Source organism: Halomonas sp. QHL1 (assembly GCF_001882345.1).
Taxonomy (GTDB): Bacteria; Pseudomonadota; Gammaproteobacteria; order Pseudomonadales; family Halomonadaceae; genus Vreelandella.
The window spans coordinates 1762353-1779798 of record NZ_MINL01000001.1; the positions used below are offsets into that span (position 1 = coordinate 1762353).

Consider the following 17446-nt stretch of genomic DNA (forward strand, 5'->3'; position numbering starts at 1 on the left):
GTGACCCATCAGGAACCCCTATTACCTTTGTTGGTGGTGGAAGATGACGCCGCTATACTTGAGCTACTAGAAGAAGAACTGCAGGATGCAGGCTACACAACGCTCGGTGTAACTAGCGCTGAAGAGGCGATCGCCTTATTGAGCCACACCACCGTCTCACTGGTAATTACCGACGTGCGTTTGCCGGGTATGACCGGCATTCAACTACTCCAGCAGCTCCGCCAAGCAGGCAGTGAGCTGGGCATCATTGTGATTACCGCTTTCGGCACTATTGACCAGGCGGTCGAGGCACTAAAACTCGGGGCTGACGACTTTTTAACCAAGCCGCTCGACCTTGATGCCATCCGCGATGCCGTATTTCGTGTGCTGGAGCGCCAACGCTTGGCGGTTTTCCACGACACGGATATCAGCCATTTCCACGGCATTGTGGGTAAAAGCCAGGTCATGCAGACGCTATTCCATGACGCCTCCCGCCTTGCCAAAAGCGATGCCCCCATCCTGATCTTAGGTGAAAGTGGCACCGGCAAAGAGCTACTTGCCCGCGCCATTCATCAGGAAAGCCCGCGTCATGACCAGCCGTTTGTGCCGGTTAACTGTGCAAGTATTCCCGCGGATTTGATGGAAAGTGAGTTCTTTGGCCATGTCAAAGGCGCCTTTACCGGGGCTAACGAAGCACGCCGAGGGTTATTTCATAGCGCCCAGGGCGGCAGCCTGTTTTTAGATGAAATTGGTGAAATGCCGATCAATCTGCAGGCTAAATTGCTGCGCGCTTTGCAGGAGAAGACCGTGCGCCCAGTGGGCGGCGAGCGCGAAGAGCCGGTAGATGTACGCATCATCGCCGCCACTCACCGCAACCTGGAGAAAGAGATCGAGCAGGGAAACTTCCGCAGCGATTTGTTTTACCGCTTGGAGACGTTCTCACTGCGTATCCCCCCGCTGCGCGAGCGCGGCACCGATATCGAGCATCTTGTATTTGCGCTTATCGACAAGCATTCGGAGGCACAGGGCAAACAGATAGAGCAAATCGAGCCGGAAGCGTTCAGCAATCTACTCAACTATGCCTACCCCGGTAATGTTCGCGAACTAGAGAACGCCATTATGCGGGCCGTCACTCTGAGCGAAGACGGCTCACTCAGCTATAAAGATCTGCCCGAGCGACTGCGCGAGCAATCAACAGTGGAAACCGGCACGCCTCTGGTACCTGCAGTCCGCGGCGAAGTGCTGGCTGGAGGTCAAATGCCAACGCCACCGCCGATCCGCTGGCCCAGCCTGGAAGAAGTTGAAAAGCGCTATATTAACAAGGTGCTAGAAGCAACGGGTGGCAACAAGCGGCGCACGGCGGAGGTCCTTGGGATTGCTCGTCGGACGCTCTATCGTCGCTTGGAAGATAATGAAGAGTAACCACTTCGACACTGCTCACTCCCCTTCTAAATCGCGAAGCGACAGGACCTACACACAGACAAAAAAAACCCCCGCGGGCGCGGGGGCGGAAAAGATGATAAACCGTGTGGAGCAGCCGCAGGGAACAAACAGCTGGATCGATTTACCATCGTAGGGAGCGGTACACTTACTCAAAACTCGAAACGGGTAATTAGTTACTGGTCGAATTCTCATCATCATCTTCTTCTACGCCAGGCATTGGTTCAGTACCTTCACCAAAACCAGGCTCATCTTCTTCTGGATTCATGGTGGTGCCTTCTGCCGGCTCATCCATGGTGTCTTCGGGCATAGTGCCTTCTGCTGCGGGGTCTTCATTTAAGCCTGGGTCTTGGTCCATTGCTGGCTCTTCATTCATACCCGGCTCTTCATTCATACTTGGTTCTGGCTGAGTGGTCGCATCTTGCTCAAGGGGCGCCGTTTCATCCGCAGGCGGCGCTGGCTCTTCATTGTCACCGCAGCCAGCCAATACAATAACGCTCGCTGCTGTCGCCATCATGCACAGCGTTAACCAGCGGGGGCGATTGGCAATTTGCTTACTCTCAATGTGGTCATGTTGCTTGTCCATAATACCCACCTCCATTGCTAACACCGTATGTTTCTAAACGTCTTACTGGGTAACCGAGAGCCAGTTCTGTACATATAATATGTTGCACACATTTATGCTATTCACTTTACATGCCAAATATTGAAAATTAATGATTACTTAAATAAAATCAATTATTTATAAAAATAGCAATGTATCGCCATTAGCGGGTAACTAACCACCTAAGGTGGGTAAAAAATGACACATGTAGCGTTAATTGCCCCGTTGAGCGAGCCGTTGTGACACATAGGCTCCACTTATGTATAATAATTTTTAATAAATTATCCGACTCAAGCTCTTATTTCTTTATGAATGGCGTAGCAACGACACACGCCTATTCTGCTCAACAAAAGGCATCGCCGATGGACGAGACACGACCCGTCAAAATTAAAGTGCGCGACTTAAGCAAAGTCTTTGGCAAGCACCCACAAAAAGCCATTGAGCTACGTAACCAGGGAATGAAGCGCCCCGAAATTCTGGAGAAAACCGGCCAAACACTGGGGCTATCCAATATTTCGTTTGATGTCTATGAAGGCGAATTGCTGGTCATCATGGGACTATCAGGGTCAGGCAAATCGACCTTGATCCGCTGTCTTAACCGTCTGATCGAGACCACCGAAGGTGAGATCATCATCGACGGCGAAAATATTCCGACGCTGAAAGAGAAAGCGCTGTTGGAGTGCCGCCGCCGCCACTTCTCTATGGTATTTCAAAATTTCGCGCTATTTCCCCACCGCACTGTGCAGCAAAATGCCGAGTTCGGTTTGGAAATTCGCGGCGTAGAGAAAACAGAGCGCCATAAAATTGCTCATGATGCGCTCAAGCAAGTGGGCTTGGAAGGCTGGGAAGACGCCTACCCCAACCAACTTTCCGGCGGCATGCAGCAACGCGTTGGCCTAGCCCGTGCTTTGGCTAACGATGCCACCGTACTGTTAATGGATGAGGCCTTCTCCGCGCTCGACCCGTTGATTCGCAAAGACATGCAGCAAGAACTGTTACAGCTGCAATCCAAAATGCAAAAGACCACGGTTTTCATTACCCACGACTTGGATGAAGCGCTCAACATTGGCGACCGTATCGTGCTGTTGAAAGATGGCGAAGTGGTGCAGATCGGCACACCGGAAGAGATTCTGACCAAGCCTGCGGATGACTACGTACGGCGCTTTATCGAAGGCGTTGACCGGGCACGTATTCTGACCGCTGAAAGTGCCATGCGGCCGCTGCGTTCTACCGCTCGCGAAAGCGATGGGCCGCGCACGGCACTGCACCGCATGCGCGACCATGCTATCGACTCTATCTATGTGGTTGATCGCGACCGCCGCTTGATCGGCCTACTCGAGGCCGACGCTGCAAGCCGGGCGATTGAAGAGGGTTCCGATTCGATTATCCCCTACTTAACCCAGGATTTTCGCAAAGTCCCCATGGATGAGCCGTTGCATAACCTGTTTGCCATGTTTAGCGAAAAGAGCTTCCCTATCGCCGTTATTGATAAGCAAGAGCAGCTGCTGGGCGTGGTGGTTAAAGGCGCAGTACTCGACGAACTGGCACGAGCAGGAGAGCAATAATGGAGATCCCACGCATCCCGTTAGGTGATTGGATTGAAAGCGGTCTGACTTGGTTGACCAGCGAATACTCCCTGGTCACCCGCGGCATATCCCGCTTCACCCAAACCGGTATCGATGTTTTAAATGACGGTTTGATGTGGCTGCCCGAGTGGGCACTGCTCGCGTTGATCGCCCTACTCTGCTGGAAGCTGGCGGGTCCTCGGCTAGCAATCGGCGCCGTAGCCGGCTTGGCACTGATCTGGAATCTGGGTCTATGGAACCCGATGATTGAGACGCTCACGCTGGTGGTATTTGCCACCATGGTGGCCGTCGTCATCGCGTTACCCGTGGGCATTGCCGCGGCGCTGTCTAATCGGCTTTACCGGGTCATTATGCCGATTTTGGACTTTATGCAGACCATGCCAGCGTTCGTCTATTTGATTCCGGCTATTCCGTTTTTCGGTATTGGCTCGGTCTCGGCGATTTTTGCCACGGTGATCTTCTCGATGCCCCCGGCTATTCGCTTTACCACCCTGGGTATTCGTCAAGTACCGGTGGAGCTGATCGAAGCCGCCGATGCCTACGGCGCTACCCGTGGTCAAAAGCTATTTAAAGTGCAGCTACCGCTTTCACTGCCCACGGTAATGGCGGGTATCAACCAAACGATAATGCTTGCCCTCTCCATGGTGGTCATCGCTGCCATGATTGGTGCGGACGGTTTGGGCAGCGAAGTATGGCGCGCTATTCAACGCTTGCGCCCTGGCGATGGCTTTGAAGCGGGTATCGCGGTAGTCATCCTAGCCATGCTGCTTGACCGTCTAACGCAATCGCTTAGAAAAACCCGGAATGGCTAGAACGCGCGAATAGCGTAAAACAGCAGGAGCGGCTGCGTTGAGTCATTCGCTTGCTTAGTCGCCTCTTGCTAACCATGCTGTGCTTTGCAGCAACCGTGCTCGTTAAGAATCATGCACGTTGATATTTTAGTACTCAAGGGAGAAAGTGAATGAAACATCGCACATTGAACCTCCGTATCCGTCTTGCTTCACTGGCACTGTTAGCGGGTGCCGGTGTTGCCGTCAGCAGCACAGCGCAGGCCGAAGAAGAGAAAGGCACGGTTAACCTTGCCTACGTAGAGTGGTCTTCCGAAGTCGCTTCAACTAACGTCGTTGCTGCGGTACTTGAGCAAGCGGGCTACGAGGTCGACCTAACGTCGCTCTCAGCGGCTGCCATGTTCCAGGCGCTCTCGACTGGCGATGCGGATGCCATCGTTGCTGCCTGGCTGCCGACTACTCACGCCGATTACATGGAGCGCCTGGGCGATAGCATTGAAGACCTTGGCCCCAACCTGGACGGCACCAAGCTGGGCCTTGTGGTTCCAGAGTATACCGACGTCGACTCGATTGCTGACCTTAACGATAACGCCGACAGCTTTAATGGCGAGATCATCGGTATTGACCCCGGTGCAGGCCTAATGGCCCTCACTGAAGAGGTTGTGGATACCTATGACCTTGAGCTGGATCTGCGTAGTGGCAGCGGCGCAACCATGACGGCAGCGCTATCCAGCGCGATTAATAACGAAGAAGATGTCGTTGTTACCGGCTGGACGCCCCACTGGATGTTTGCCCGTTTTGACATCAAATATCTAGAAGATCCTGAAAACGTCTATGGCGGTGCGGAGCAGATCCATACCGCGGTTCGTCAAGGCCTGGAAGATGACATGCCGGAAGCCTATGCGATTCTTGACGCTTTCGAGTGGACGCCGGAGCAGATGGGCGAGGTCATGCTAATGAACCAGGAAGATGGCAGCGACCCCTACGAGAACGCTAAGCAGTGGGTTGAAGATAACCAGGATGTAGTTGAGCAGTGGCTCGATAGCTAAATGTCCTGTGCAGTAACTATAACGGGGGGCTTCGGCCCTCTGTTGTCGTTATAAGCGTAATGTTTTAGCGAATGGGTTCATACTACGTTGAAGGCTGTCTTAACAGATTTGCTATTGTGAGCGCCTTAACGCGAGCCATGTAATGTTGGTTGATGCCACATTCGGGTTTTATTCAACATTTTTGATCGACACTTCTTGCTCGAAATAGAGAGGCTTCTGTGGATAACCACGATGATAAACGTCCCCCTGAAGAGCCGGTCTCTGAGGGCATACCCGCCCCAGATGGCGCGGCGAATCTGATTGATACCGATTATGTAATTGGTCAAGACAACATCACCACGAATGCCATGGGTCTTAATCTTGACCTACACGGCAAGGTATTTAGCATTTCGGCGGTTGTGGTGCTGTTGTTTGTAGTACTGACGCTGGCACTGCAAGACACCATAGCCCCTATTTATGATGCTATTTTCGGTTTTTTGACCGGAAATTTGGCATGGTTCTTTATATTAGCGGCGAATATATTCGTCATTTTATGTATTGGTCTGATTTTCTCCCCTTTAGGTAAAATCCGTATTGGTGGCGCCGATGCCAAACCCGATTTTACCTATATAGGCTGGTTTTCAATGCTGTTTGCCGCAGGCATGGGCATTGGCCTGATGTTCTTCGGCGTTAATGAACCGCTGACGCACTTTGGCACTTCATTTGACGGCGGCAGTTGGGCGCCGCTTGCAGGTGCGGAAGGTAATGCTGCCGGTGCTGAAGCGTTAGCTATGGCCGCAACCATCTTTCACTGGGGCCTGCACCCTTGGGCAATTTACGCGGTAGTGGCGCTTTCGCTGGCGCTGTTCTCGTTCAATAAGGGTTTGCCACTCTCTATGCGTTCGGTGTTTTACCCGATTTTAGGTGAACGCGTCTGGGGCTGGCCAGGCCATGTAATTGATATTTTGGCTGTATTTGCAACGTTGTTTGGCCTGGCCACCTCATTGGGCCTAGGCGCTACCCAGGCCGCGGCGGGTCTTACCTACTTGTTTGACGCGCCGGAAAGCGATATCACCATGATCCTGTTGATCGTTGGTATTACGATTATCGCCATCGGCTCGATTCTAGCGGGCGTCGATAAAGGTGTTCAGCTACTCTCAAAAATCAACATCGCCATGGCGGCAGCCCTGCTGTTCTTTGTGATTGCAGTCGGCCCTACCCTGTTGATTGCCACCGGCTTCTTTGAAAACCTGTTGAACTATGCGGTTCATCTACCTGCGCTGTCGAACCCCTTCGGCCGTGAAGATGCCAACTTCAGCCAAGGCTGGACGGCCTTCTATTGGGCATGGTGGATCTCCTGGTCCCCGTACGTCGGCATGTTTATCGCCCGGGTATCCCGTGGCCGCACCGTTCGCGAATTCCTGATATCCGTTATGCTGGTGCCCTTTTTCGTGTCGGTGCTATGGATGACTACCTTCGGTGGAACCGCCATTGATCAATATGTGAGCCAGGGCATTGAAGCCGTGCGTGACGCCGGAGTGGATCTACAGCTGTTCGTCATGCTGGAGCAGTTGCCGCTGTCACAAATCACCTCGTTCATCGCGATTCTATTGGTGATTATCTTCTTTGTGACCTCTTCTGACTCCGGTTCGCTGGTGATCGACTCGATTACGGCGGGCGGCAAGGTCGATGCGCCAAAACCACAGCGCGTGTTCTGGGCGATCATCGAAGGTGCAATTGCCATTGCGCTACTGCTCGGCGGTGGCTTGACCGCGCTGCAAACCATGGCTGTCTCCACAGGCTTCCCGTTCACCATCATCTTGCTGGTGGCCTGCTATGCCATTATCAAGGGGTTGATGAGCGAGCCAAAAGCAGTTTAAGACTTCTTTTAGCTTTAGCTAGCAAGCAAAACGGGCAGCCCAAAGGGTTGCCCGTTTTTTGTTGATATCTTGGCAGCGAGCCTTTAACACCAAATATCGTTCAATGGCGTTTCAGGCTGATAATGGGTGGCAATTTGCGCCTGCAACAGCTCTGCGGTTGCCAGCGCATCCACTAAGGCATGATGCCCTTGATAAGCAGGTAAGCCATAGCGTTCGCGGCTAGCGTGCAGGCGGATGGAAACTGGCGGGCGACCCAGCCAGCGACGAAACCGGGCCCACAGGGTTTGGCGATGCAGCCGCGCTTCCAGCGACATGGTATCAATCATTGGAAACAGCACCCCTTCCCCACGTCGGGCTTTGACGGCTGCATCCAAAAAGGGCCGCTCAATATTGCGAAAATGCACCACCACTAAGCGCCCCGCTAACTGGGCCAGCAGTTCGTCCAGGACCTCTTCTAAGTCCGGCGCCTGGGCGATCTCCGAGTGGGTAATATGATGGTAGGCAATCGAGGCTTCATCCAATGGCCTTGGCGGCTTGACGACCCAATAGCGTCGCTCGGCCAACTTGATACGGCCTAACGTGAACGGTACAACACCAATGCTGACAATCCCATGACGCCGCTCATCCAGCCCGGTGGTTTCCATATCCAGCGCCACCATCGGCACGTCGGCTATCGGGGTTTCAGGGTCAGGCAGCAGCGTACCAAAAAATTGCTGGATGGCAGGATTTTTCGCCTGCTGCGCTCGCTGGGCCATATAGCCCTGCCAGTCAGCCTGGGTGATTTTCTGACGAGGACGTATACCGAACATTTTAACGCCCCTGCCGCTGAGCGGGCATGGGGTAGCGGAATTTGAGAAATTTTTGCGCGTTGCTCAGCACCTGGAAGGCGTCTTTCAGGGTGTGGCGTTCGCTATCCGCAACGTTTTCGGGCTCGATATTATTATCCGGCAAGCGATCCTCTTGCAGATCGATCATTTGATGGCGAATCCGCGACATGCATAAAAACTCAAATGCGTAGCTTAGCTTGTCGCTCATGCCGGTCGCTAATAGCTGGGTCTTGCTGATGTCATTCAAGCGCTGAAAGGAGTTCTGTGCCTTGGAGCCGCTGGCCAAGGCATGAATCCGCACCAAATCCACCATCGGTGCGGTACCGCGGCGCTTCAAGTTGATGGAGTTGTTGTGCTTACCATCTTGTTCCATCACAAAGGTGCGGAAAAATCCTAGCGGCGGCGTACGATTTAAGGCATTACGTGCCATGGCGGCTAAAAACAGCGGTGATTTTGGCGCTGTCTCGGCAATCAAATCCTGCAGCGTTTCCACATAGAGGTCTTCGCCGTAACAGCTATCCAGATCGAAGAAAATAGAGCTGTGCAGCAGTCTTTCAGGCGTGGGGTTGGCCATCCAATCCTGAAAATAACTTTTCCAAACGCTGAGCGGCTGACGCCACTGAGCGTTAGTCGCCATGACATCACCTTTGCAGTAGGTGTAGCCGCAGGCGTCTAAGCCATCGCTAACAATTTTTGCCAGCGCGTAAAAGTAGTCATCATGCTCTTCAGGGTTAAACTCGTCGGAGAGGATCAGCGCATTATCCTGGTCGGTGACAATGCTCTGCTCATTACGCGCCATGGAGCCATTGACCATAAAACAGTAAGGCACCGGCGGTGGGCCGAGTTCCGCTTCGGCCATTTCCAGCAACCGCCGCGTAAAGCTTCGCCCAATGGTAGAGAGCGCGCTGCCCACCATCTGTGAGTTAGCCCCCTCTTGCACCATACGTACAAACGCCGCGCTTACATCTGGCGCTAAGCGTGCTAGCCCCTGGGCGCTAGACTGATTAAAGATATTGCTGACTAAATAGAGGCCGCTATGGGTCTCGTAGCGGATAATATCGGAGAGGTGCGCCACCCCCACCGGGCGCTGACGGTATAGCACAGGCAGGTGATGCACGTTACTGCGCAGCATCGTCAGCATGGCTTCATAAACAGAGGCGTCAGATTGAATGGTAATTAGCCGTGAGGAAACCACCTCCCCGACCGAGGTTTGTGGCGATAACCCCTCGGCCACAATGCGGGTACGAAAATCACTGTCGGTTAAAATCCCGCACATCTGCCAGGTTTGGCCTTCGCTATCTTTAAAACTGTAGCGCGGGTTATCGCTACCCTCTTTTATGACCAGCAGCGCGGAGGCTTGGGCTTCGCTCATTTGCTGCGCGGCGAGCTGAACGCTGGTAGAGGTTTCCACCATTACCGGGTAGCGGGTTAGCAGTTTGCGTATCCGCGTAACCATCATGTCGTTGGACTTCTTTTGCTGTTCGGCGGCGCTCTCTAGCCGCGGCCGCTCCAACTCAACAAAATCGGCAAAATGGTCATCCTCCTCGCACAGCCGTAGAAAGACGGCTTTAGGGATAAAATAAATCAGCGTATCTTCGATAGCCTTGGCAGGAAAACGTACTTTGTGGTTACGCAGCAGGCTGAAATGGCCAAAAATATCGCCTTCGCCCAGGCGGTTATACAGTTCCCCCTGACTACGATAAACCTCCACGGCGCCACTGCGGATATAACACAGATCATTGAGCATCTCGTTGAGCGCTAATATATCGCTGCCGGTTTTGAAGTAACTCACTTCCACCTGTTCAGCAATGGCATCAAGCAGATCATCCGACAGCCCATCAAAAGGGGGAAAGCGTCCCATATGTTGGCGTATTTCTAACAGTTCGACATCCATACGGACTCCTCGGGCTTGCCGGTCAATAGACTGGGTCATCTACACACAATGCAAAGTGTGGCGGGAAGCCTAAGTCAGGTAAACCCCACCACACATAATAAAACTGCCCGTTGGTGAAGCGACCCGCAAAACAAAAAGCCCGGTGCTGTTATGCACCGGGCTTTGATGGCCTAAGCCATACTGATAATCACTCTGCTAAATGATGATTAATGTATTAGCAAAACCAAAATCAGATACTGTCAGCGGTATGGCTTAAGATTGGCTAGCCATTTCCTGCACACGCTGCATCATTTCTGGATCTTGCTGAATGGATTGACCAATAGCATTGAAGGTATCAACATCAAGGCCACTGTCTTCGACCACTTCGATCATGCGGTCGTTAGCTTCAGTGCGTACTTCCTGTTGTGCTGATTCATCTTCCGCTTCCTGCAGACGCTGGGTATATTCCTGAGAAATAACCGCAATTTCTTGAGAAGCATCGGCAAACTGCTGGAGCTGGTCGTCAGAAAAATCCTGGGCAGGTGCTTGCTGGGTCGCCATTGGATCTTGTGCTGCGCCTTGTTGCTCTTCCTGGGCGTGGGCAGTAGCCGTCATCAGACCGGTTGCGAGCAGAGCAGCGGAGAACAGAGCAGTCATACGTTGCATAGAAGAAACCTCAATATTGCGTTGTGTATGTGCCCACTGTGACGCGCCTAATCCAAGCAGGTTCAATTTATTATGTAAAAGTTAGTAACAAAAAGAACTTTATGTATCACAAAAATAGCTAAAACACCCTACTATGGAAACGATATGCCAAGCTTATTCAACAAGTTACGTCAAAATGACCTGCCCTCCGCAGGGTTGGCCGCCATGCCCGCACTTTTTGTTCTGCTTTGGAGCACCGGCTTTATCGGCGCTAAGTTTGGCCTGCCTTACGCAGAACCCTTTACGTTTTTATTTATCCGCTTTGTACTCACGCTGCTGCTACTGATACCGCTGGTCGTCGTGATGCGTATACCTTGGCCTTCATCACCCAGGTTATGGACACACATCGCTATATCAGGTTTTCTAGTCCATGGTGCCTATTTAGGTGGCGTCTTCTACGGAATTTACCTAGGTATGCCCGCTGGCCTAGCAGCATTACTGGTGGGGCTCCAGCCACTTCTGACGGCCGCCTTTGCCGGGCCTTTATTAGGTGAACAACTCACTTGGCGCCAATGGGTAGGGTTAGGGCTGGGCCTGATTGGCATCTGCCTAGTGCTCGGCAGTAAGCTTGATCTGGGTGAGTCACTGTTTGATGGCTTCGGGATTAGCGCTCTGCTGTGTGTCACTGCCGCTTTAATGGGAATTTCACTGGGCACGCTTTATCAGAAAAGGTATTGCACCAGTATGCCGCTGCTTTCTGGGGCGGTTATTCAGTACTTGGCGGCTGGCGCTCTACTCGGGATGGGTGCCCTGGTTTTTGAGACCCGCCAAGTGGAGTGGACCAGCACTTTTGTGCTGACCCTGGGCTGGCTGGTGTTGATTCTCTCAATTGCCGCTATCCTGTTACTCATGGCATTGATTAAAAAGGGGGAAGCCTCGCGTGTGGCGAGTCTTTTTTATCTTGTGCCACCGGTCACGGCGCTTCAGGCGTGGTGGCTGTTTGACGAACGTCTTCCCTTATTAGGACTTGTAGGGATGTTGGTCGCCATCACTGGGGTGGTGATGGTTATACGAAAACCCGCCCCTAAGACGGTTAGACGATAACGCGATATTTATAATTATCGATAATTTTATTCCAGGGCTTGGATAAACATGTCAGTACAACACCACTGTGCCAGGGTGAACGGACACTGTAACCGTTGCGATTCTCCGGTACCTTTTGCATTTACGATGGCATTTCAACCGATCGTCAATGTCAGTCAGCGACAAATCATTTCCTACGAGGCATTAGTACGCGGCCCGAGTGGTGAATCTGCTTTTTCAATACTGGGCCAAGTGACCGATGAGTTGATGTACCGCTTTGACCAGGCATGCCGTATTAAAGCCATTGAGCTAGCTAGCGAACTGGGCATGCGGGAACGGCTCTCTATTAACTTTCTGCCTAATGCGGTTTATGAGCCTCAGGCCTGCATCCAAGCCACCCTGGAAACAGCGCACCGTGTTGGCTGGCCCACTGAGCGGCTCAATTTCGAAATTACCGAAACCGAGCGGGTCAATGACCGCATGCATATGCGTACGATTATTGAGAGCTACCGCGAGATGGGCTTTACCACCTCGCTGGATGACTTTGGTAACGGCTATGCCAATCTCGATCTGTTGACCGACCTACGGCCTGATACGTTGAAAATCGACCGTGACCTGGTAATGGGGTGCGATAGCGACAAGCGCCGCCAAGCCATCCTACGTAGCCTGGTGGCACTCGCAGAAACATTGGGGACACAGCTGATTGCAGAGGGCATTGAAACCCGCGAGGAGTCCCGCTGCTTGCTGGAATTGGGTATTCCCATGCAGCAGGGCTATTACTTCTCCTATCCCAATCTAGAAGCACTGGCGGAAATTGACGACGCCAAATACGACTAGCGTGGATAAAAACCGCTATAGGTGTTGCAAATAATCAGCCCCACCTAAGTTACGCATCTGCTGGCGAATCCACTGGCTTCGCCGCTCAACCTGGGCATCGGGACGGGCGGCGCTGCGCGTCAGCGGGCTGGGCAAAATAGCCGCAAGAAGACTCGCCTGGCGCTCAGTTAACGAGCTCGAAGAGACGCCAAAATAGTGCTGAGCAGCGGCCTCTAGCCCAAAGACACCGCGATCCCACTCGGCGACATTGAGATAGACCTCCAAAATACGCTGCTTGCTCCAGAGTATCTCAATCAGTAGCGTAAACCACGCCTCTAGCCCCTTGCGCGTCCAGCTGCGACCTGTCCACAGAAAAACGTTTTTAGCCGTTTGCTGGCTCAAGGTACTGGCACCGCGCAACCGTCCGCCGTCTCGGCTGGCCTGCAGTGCGCGACGCAATTCGACCAGATCAAACCCGCTGTGATGCGGAAAGCGCTGGTCCTCCGAGGCGATCACCGCTAGCTTGGCGTTTACCGAGAGCGAATCCCAACCACGCCACTCACGCTGTATACGAATCGGTTCGCTGTGGACCCAACTCTGTATTTTGCGCTCGACCATCACCATTGAGCCCGGCGGAGGAACGACACGAAACAGCAGGACCAGCGCGACCGACAGCAGCACAAACGCTAAAACGCCGCGCCAAACTATCCGCCATAGCAGACGCATAAAACGGCGCAGCGAGCGATTGAGCATCCAGTTATCCTTAACGCTTCATGAGGTGGTCTGCATGATAGCGCAGATGATCCTCAATGAACGAGGCAATGAAGAAGTAACTGTGATCGTAGCCCGGTTGGCGACGCAGCGTTAACGGATGGTCGTGCTCTTCGCACACGGCTTCTAAACGCTCTGGCTGAAGCTGCTCCTCCAGAAATTGATCCGCTTCGCCCTGGTCGATAAACAGGCGTTGGCGTGATGCGCCATTGGCCACCAGTTCGCAGGCATCGTACTGGCGCCAGCGTGACTGATCATCACCCAAATAGGCGTTAAACGCCTGCTGCCCCCAGGGGCAGTTCATCGGGTTGACCACCGGAGAGAAGGCCGATACCGAACGAAAACGCCCTGGATGACGCAGCGCCAGGATCAATGCCCCGTGCCCACCCATCGAGTGCCCGCTAATGGATTCGCGCCCATTGACCGGGAAGTGCTGACGCACAACGGAAGGCAACTCCTCAATCACATAGTCGTACATGCGATAGTGGGCCTTCCAGGGCGACTCGGTGGCATTGACGTAAAACCCAGCCCCAGAGCCTAAATCAAAGCTCTCATGCTCGCCGGGCAAGTCGGTGCCCCGTGGGCTGGTGTCAGGGCAAACAATCGCTACGCCTAGCTCTGCGGCAATACGGTGCGCACCCGCCTTCTGCATGAAATTTTCGTCATTACAGGTCAGCCCCGAGAGCCACCAAAGCAGGGGTACACGCGCGTTTTCCGCCTGGGGCGGCAGGTAAACGGCGAAGATCATGTCGCAATCCAACGCACGGGAGTAGTGGCGGTAGCGCTTATGCCAGCCACCGAAACTACGGTTGGCGGACACCAGTTCTAAAGTTTCACTCATGCTCATGGGCAGGTTCCTTTAAATGCAGCAAACGCGGCAGGTCTACCCTACCGCGTTTTAGCGTTTCAAACGTGCTTCCTATACTACTTAATAATGCTAGGCCTAGTAATGCAGCACTGTACGAATGCTCTTGCCCGCATGTAGCAAATCAAACGCTTCGTTGATTTTCTCAAACGGCATATCGTGGGTAATGAAATCGTCGATATTGATTTCACCGTTCATATAACGGTCAACGTAGCCCGGCAGTTCGCTACGCCCTTTTACGCCGCCAAACGCGGAGCCTTTCCAGACCCGCCCGGTAACTAGTTGGAATGGCCGTGTCGAGATCTCTTCACCGGCCCCAGCGACACCAATGACGATCGATTCGCCCCAGCCCTTGTGGCAGCACTCCAGCGCCGAGCGCATCACGTTGACGTTACCGATACACTCAAAGGAGTAGTCGACGCCACCATCAGTCAGATCGACGATGACCTGCTGGATGGGGTCTGAGTACTCTTTCGGGTTCACAAAGTCGGTGGCGCCAAACTGCTTGGCCAGCTCGAATTTATCGGCGTTGACGTCGATGGCAATAATACGCCCTGCTTTAGCCATTACCGCGCCTTGAATGACGGCCAAACCGATAGCCCCGAGACCAAATACCGCCACCGTGGCGCCCGGCTCTACTTTAGCGGTATTCAGCACTGCCCCGATGCCGGTGGTCACGCCACAGCCCAGCAGGCAAATTTTATCCATGGGCGCTTCTTTGGAAACCACTGCCAGGGAGACTTCAGGCAACACGGTGTACTCACTAAACGTGGAGGTACCCATGTAGTGATGAAGCATTTTGCCATCGAGTGAGAAACGCGAGGTACCGTCGGGCATTACCCCTTTACCTTGGGTAGCGCGAACGCTGCCGCACAGGTTGGTTTTACCCGACAAACAGAATTTACACTTGCCGCACTCGGCGGTGTAAAGGGGAATGACATGGTCGCCCGGCTTAAGGCTGGTAACGCCCTCGCCAACTTCCTGAACGACGCCTGCACCTTCGTGACCCAAGACGGCGGGGAAATTACCTTCCGGGTCAGCACCAGAAAGCGTGTAAGCGTCGGTATGACAAACGCTAGTAGCGGCCATTTTCACCAGTACTTCACCGGCTTTTGGGCCTTCAACATCAATCTCAACCAGTTCAAGCGGCTTACCCGCTTCCAATGCAACAGCTGCGCGTGACTTCATTTTGACTCCTAAGTATTCATTGCTTCAAAAATATTAACTAAGGCTTACTCGTCAGTTGCCACTGGGCCAAACTCGATCGGTAGCCAGCGATAACCCTCTTCATCTTCTACAATATGACCAATGCCGGGGAAAGGCATATGGGCACCGGCGATCCAGTGTTTATCTTCAACGGCACTTTCGAGCACTTCTTCTCGAGTGCGAATGGCTTGCTCGGGGTCAGAATCAAACTCAATAGCCACAGTAGGGTCGGCAAATTGAACGCCGTAACTGTGCACCACGTCACCCCATACCAGCATGGCGTCATCATCGCTATTGAGCATAAAGCTTGAGTGCCCGGCGGTGTGGCCATGGGTATCTTGGGCAACGATGCCCATCAGCACTTCATCACCGGCCGTGAAGGGGTTGAAACGATCTGCTTCCTGGTAAGGCGCAACCGCGTCTTGAGCCATAGTAAAGAAGGCCTGGGCAGATTCGGGAGCCGCAGCTGCGCGCTCCTCATCCAGCCAAAAATCGGCATCCGCTTGGCTGGCACGCAGTTCAGCATTGGGATAAACCGCTTCGCCCTCCTCATTGGCCAAACCACACACGTGATCAGGATGCAGGTGGGTCATTAATACTGTATCAACATCATCCGGCGAGTAGCCGGAAGCGCGCAGGTTGCTCTCTACCTGACCCAATGAGGGGCCAAAGCAAGCAGCAGAACCGGCGTCAACCAGTACAAGGTTGTCGCCTGTGTGAATAAGAAAGGCGTTTACCGCGGTTTGCATGCCACTTTCGGCATCGATAAATAACGCATCCAGATGGCGGAGAATCTCTTCTTGTTCCATGCCTTTTAGCAAGGAGGTATCAATAGCCGTATGGCCGTCGTAAAGAGCGGTCACCTCATACTCACCGACCATCATACGAAACCAGCCCGGCGCCTGCTCCTGCTGCTGGGTGGGTAGCTCTGCCTGAGCACTAACAGCCCAGCCTGCACTAATAGCGACTGCCAGCACACCGCGTGACCACTGTGGTATAGGCATAAGCAAAAGGCTCCATTGATAAGTTAACGTTGCTAGCAGTGTAGGCCAGCTAGGCGCTTTTGATAAACCGGGATACACTCATAAGATTATTGCCACACAGCAACAATCGCTATCAACCCAGGGAGTTAGCATGCAGCATTGGAGCCGTATCGAAGCCTTTGTTGAGGTCGTGCGTTTAGGCACGTTCTCTGCTGCGGCCCGCCACCTGAAGGTATCGACCTCGCATATAAGCCGCTTGGTCAGTCAGCTCGAAAATCAGTTGGGCGTGCAGTTGCTCTATCGCACCACTCGCCAGATCCGCTTAACCGATGCGGGCGCGACCTACGTGGAATACTGCCGCCATCTATTTGATGGGTTGCGCGATGCCGAGCAGGCGCTTAGCGAACTTCAGGCCAAGCCCAGTGGGCTGCTTAAACTCACCTCGGCCACGACCTTTGGAGAGCGCTTTATCGCACCACTGGTTAATGACTTTCAGTGTTTGCATCCGCAGCTGGGCGTTCACATGCACTTCACTAACCGACCGGTGGAACTGATTGAAGAGGGCTACGATATTGCCATTCGGATGGGAGTGTTAAAGGATTCCAGCCTGATCGCCAGACGCCTATGCGACCGCCGCGAGTATATCGTCGGCTCACAAAGCTACTTTCGCCAAGCGCCGCGCCCGCACACCTTGGCGGAGCTTAGTCAGCACCGCTGTCTAATTGGCTCACGGCCCAACTGGTTGTTTGAAATGAACGGCCAACGCCGCGAGGTACGTGTCGAGGGGAGCTGGACAGGAAACTCCGGCCCGGCGCTGCTAGACGCGGCACGCAAGGGGCTCGGCCTTGCGCAACTGCCCGACTATTACGTGGCTCCCTATTTGGCAAACGGTGAGCTGGTGGCTGTGCTTGAGCCTTTTCAGCACCACGATACTGCCGTTTGGGCGGTGTATCCTCGCCACCGTCACCTATCGCCTAAAATCCGCCAGCTGGTCGACTACCTGGTCGCCAACATTGACAGCTTATTGCCCAGTAACCCGCTGGCCTAGCACTCGATGACCTAGACTTGATGG

16 protein-coding genes are annotated in these 17446 nt (G+C 53.5%); 8 read left to right on the top strand and 8 right to left on the bottom strand.

All coding sequences use genetic code 11. The annotated features are described in order from the left end of the window. On the top strand, positions 1–1401 hold the full coding sequence (locus QHL1GM_RS08060; protein WP_071694004.1) for a sigma-54 dependent transcriptional regulator: 1401 nt from the start codon (positions 1–3) through the stop codon (positions 1399–1401). Between the two features lie 190 nt (positions 1402–1591). Here QHL1GM_RS08060 and QHL1GM_RS08065 read toward each other — a convergent pair whose 3' ends face one another. Further along, the gene (locus tag QHL1GM_RS08065; RefSeq protein ID WP_071695951.1) at positions 1592–2005 is read right to left on the bottom strand and encodes a hypothetical protein; all 414 of its coding nucleotides are present in this window, start codon (positions 2003–2005) and stop codon (positions 1592–1594) included. 380 nt (positions 2006–2385) lie between these two features. Between QHL1GM_RS08065 and QHL1GM_RS08070 the strand changes: the two genes are divergently transcribed. From QHL1GM_RS08070 to QHL1GM_RS08085, 4 genes are all read left to right on the top strand, one after another. Next, entirely contained in the window at positions 2386–3588 is a 1203-nt protein-coding gene (locus QHL1GM_RS08070) for a glycine betaine/L-proline ABC transporter ATP-binding protein (RefSeq protein ID WP_071694005.1), read from the top strand. Further along, a complete protein-coding gene (locus tag QHL1GM_RS08075; RefSeq protein ID WP_071694006.1) occupies positions 3588–4421 on the top strand; it encodes a proline/glycine betaine ABC transporter permease in 834 nt (277 codons plus the stop codon). Before QHL1GM_RS08070 ends, QHL1GM_RS08075 begins: the two co-directional genes overlap by 1 nt. A gap of 149 nt (positions 4422–4570) precedes the next feature. Next, complete coding sequence (locus QHL1GM_RS08080) at positions 4571–5446, top strand: glycine betaine ABC transporter substrate-binding protein (RefSeq protein WP_071694007.1); 876 nt, start codon at positions 4571–4573, stop codon at positions 5444–5446. Between the two features lie 218 nt (positions 5447–5664). Continuing rightward, positions 5665–7305 carry a BCCT family transporter gene (locus QHL1GM_RS08085; protein WP_071694008.1) on the top strand — a complete coding sequence of 547 codons (1641 nt, stop codon included), beginning with the start codon at positions 5665–5667 and terminating at the stop codon, positions 7303–7305. An 83-nt stretch (positions 7306–7388) separates the two neighbouring features. Here the strand turns inward: QHL1GM_RS08085 and QHL1GM_RS08090 are convergent, their stop codons facing one another. The 3 genes from QHL1GM_RS08090 to QHL1GM_RS08100 all read right to left on the bottom strand — a co-directional run bounded on the left by QHL1GM_RS08090 (position 7389) and on the right by QHL1GM_RS08100 (position 10671). Continuing rightward, positions 7389–8114 (bottom strand): 3'-5' exonuclease, encoded by a 726-nt coding sequence (locus QHL1GM_RS08090; RefSeq protein WP_071694009.1) that lies wholly within the window; start codon positions 8112–8114, stop codon positions 7389–7391. Position 8115: 1 nt separating this feature from the next. Next, complete coding sequence (locus QHL1GM_RS08095) at positions 8116–10026, bottom strand: DUF294 nucleotidyltransferase-like domain-containing protein (RefSeq protein ID WP_071694010.1); 1911 nt, start codon at positions 10024–10026, stop codon at positions 8116–8118. 252 nt (positions 10027–10278) lie between these two features. After that, on the bottom strand, positions 10279–10671 hold the full coding sequence (locus QHL1GM_RS08100; RefSeq protein WP_071694011.1) for a DUF4168 domain-containing protein: 393 nt from the start codon (positions 10669–10671) through the stop codon (positions 10279–10281). Positions 10672–10815: 144 nt separating this feature from the next. On the opposite strand from QHL1GM_RS08100, the gene QHL1GM_RS08105 reads away from it, so the two are divergent. Together QHL1GM_RS08105 and QHL1GM_RS08110 are read left to right on the top strand one after the other, a co-directional pair. After that, positions 10816–11754, top strand: a complete 939-nt coding sequence (locus QHL1GM_RS08105; RefSeq protein WP_071694012.1) for a DMT family transporter — start codon at positions 10816–10818, stop codon at positions 11752–11754. A gap of 126 nt (positions 11755–11880) precedes the next feature. Further along, complete coding sequence (locus tag QHL1GM_RS08110) at positions 11881–12570, top strand: EAL domain-containing protein (RefSeq protein ID WP_071694013.1); 690 nt, start codon at positions 11881–11883, stop codon at positions 12568–12570. Positions 12571–12585: 15 nt separating this feature from the next. Here the strand turns inward: QHL1GM_RS08110 and mtgA are convergent, their stop codons facing one another. The 4 genes from mtgA to QHL1GM_RS08130 form a co-directional block, all read right to left on the bottom strand. Next, positions 12586–13302, bottom strand: a complete 717-nt coding sequence (gene mtgA, locus QHL1GM_RS08115) for a monofunctional biosynthetic peptidoglycan transglycosylase (protein WP_071694014.1) — start codon at positions 13300–13302, stop codon at positions 12586–12588. A 10-nt stretch (positions 13303–13312) separates the two neighbouring features. Then, on the bottom strand, positions 13313–14167 hold the full coding sequence (gene fghA, locus QHL1GM_RS08120; RefSeq protein ID WP_071694015.1) for an S-formylglutathione hydrolase: 855 nt from the start codon (positions 14165–14167) through the stop codon (positions 13313–13315). Between the two features lie 96 nt (positions 14168–14263). After that, entirely contained in the window at positions 14264–15373 is a 1110-nt protein-coding gene (locus tag QHL1GM_RS08125) for an S-(hydroxymethyl)glutathione dehydrogenase/class III alcohol dehydrogenase (protein ID WP_008956357.1), read from the bottom strand. 44 nt (positions 15374–15417) lie between these two features. Further along, positions 15418–16395 carry an MBL fold metallo-hydrolase gene (locus tag QHL1GM_RS08130; protein ID WP_071694016.1) on the bottom strand — a complete coding sequence of 326 codons (978 nt, stop codon included), beginning with the start codon at positions 16393–16395 and terminating at the stop codon, positions 15418–15420. 130 nt (positions 16396–16525) lie between these two features. On the opposite strand from QHL1GM_RS08130, the gene QHL1GM_RS08135 reads away from it, so the two are divergent. Beyond that, positions 16526–17422: a LysR family transcriptional regulator gene (locus QHL1GM_RS08135; protein WP_071694017.1), complete on the top strand. Its 897-nt coding sequence runs from the start codon at positions 16526–16528 to the stop codon at positions 17420–17422. Positions 17423–17446: the final 24 nt, after the last annotated feature.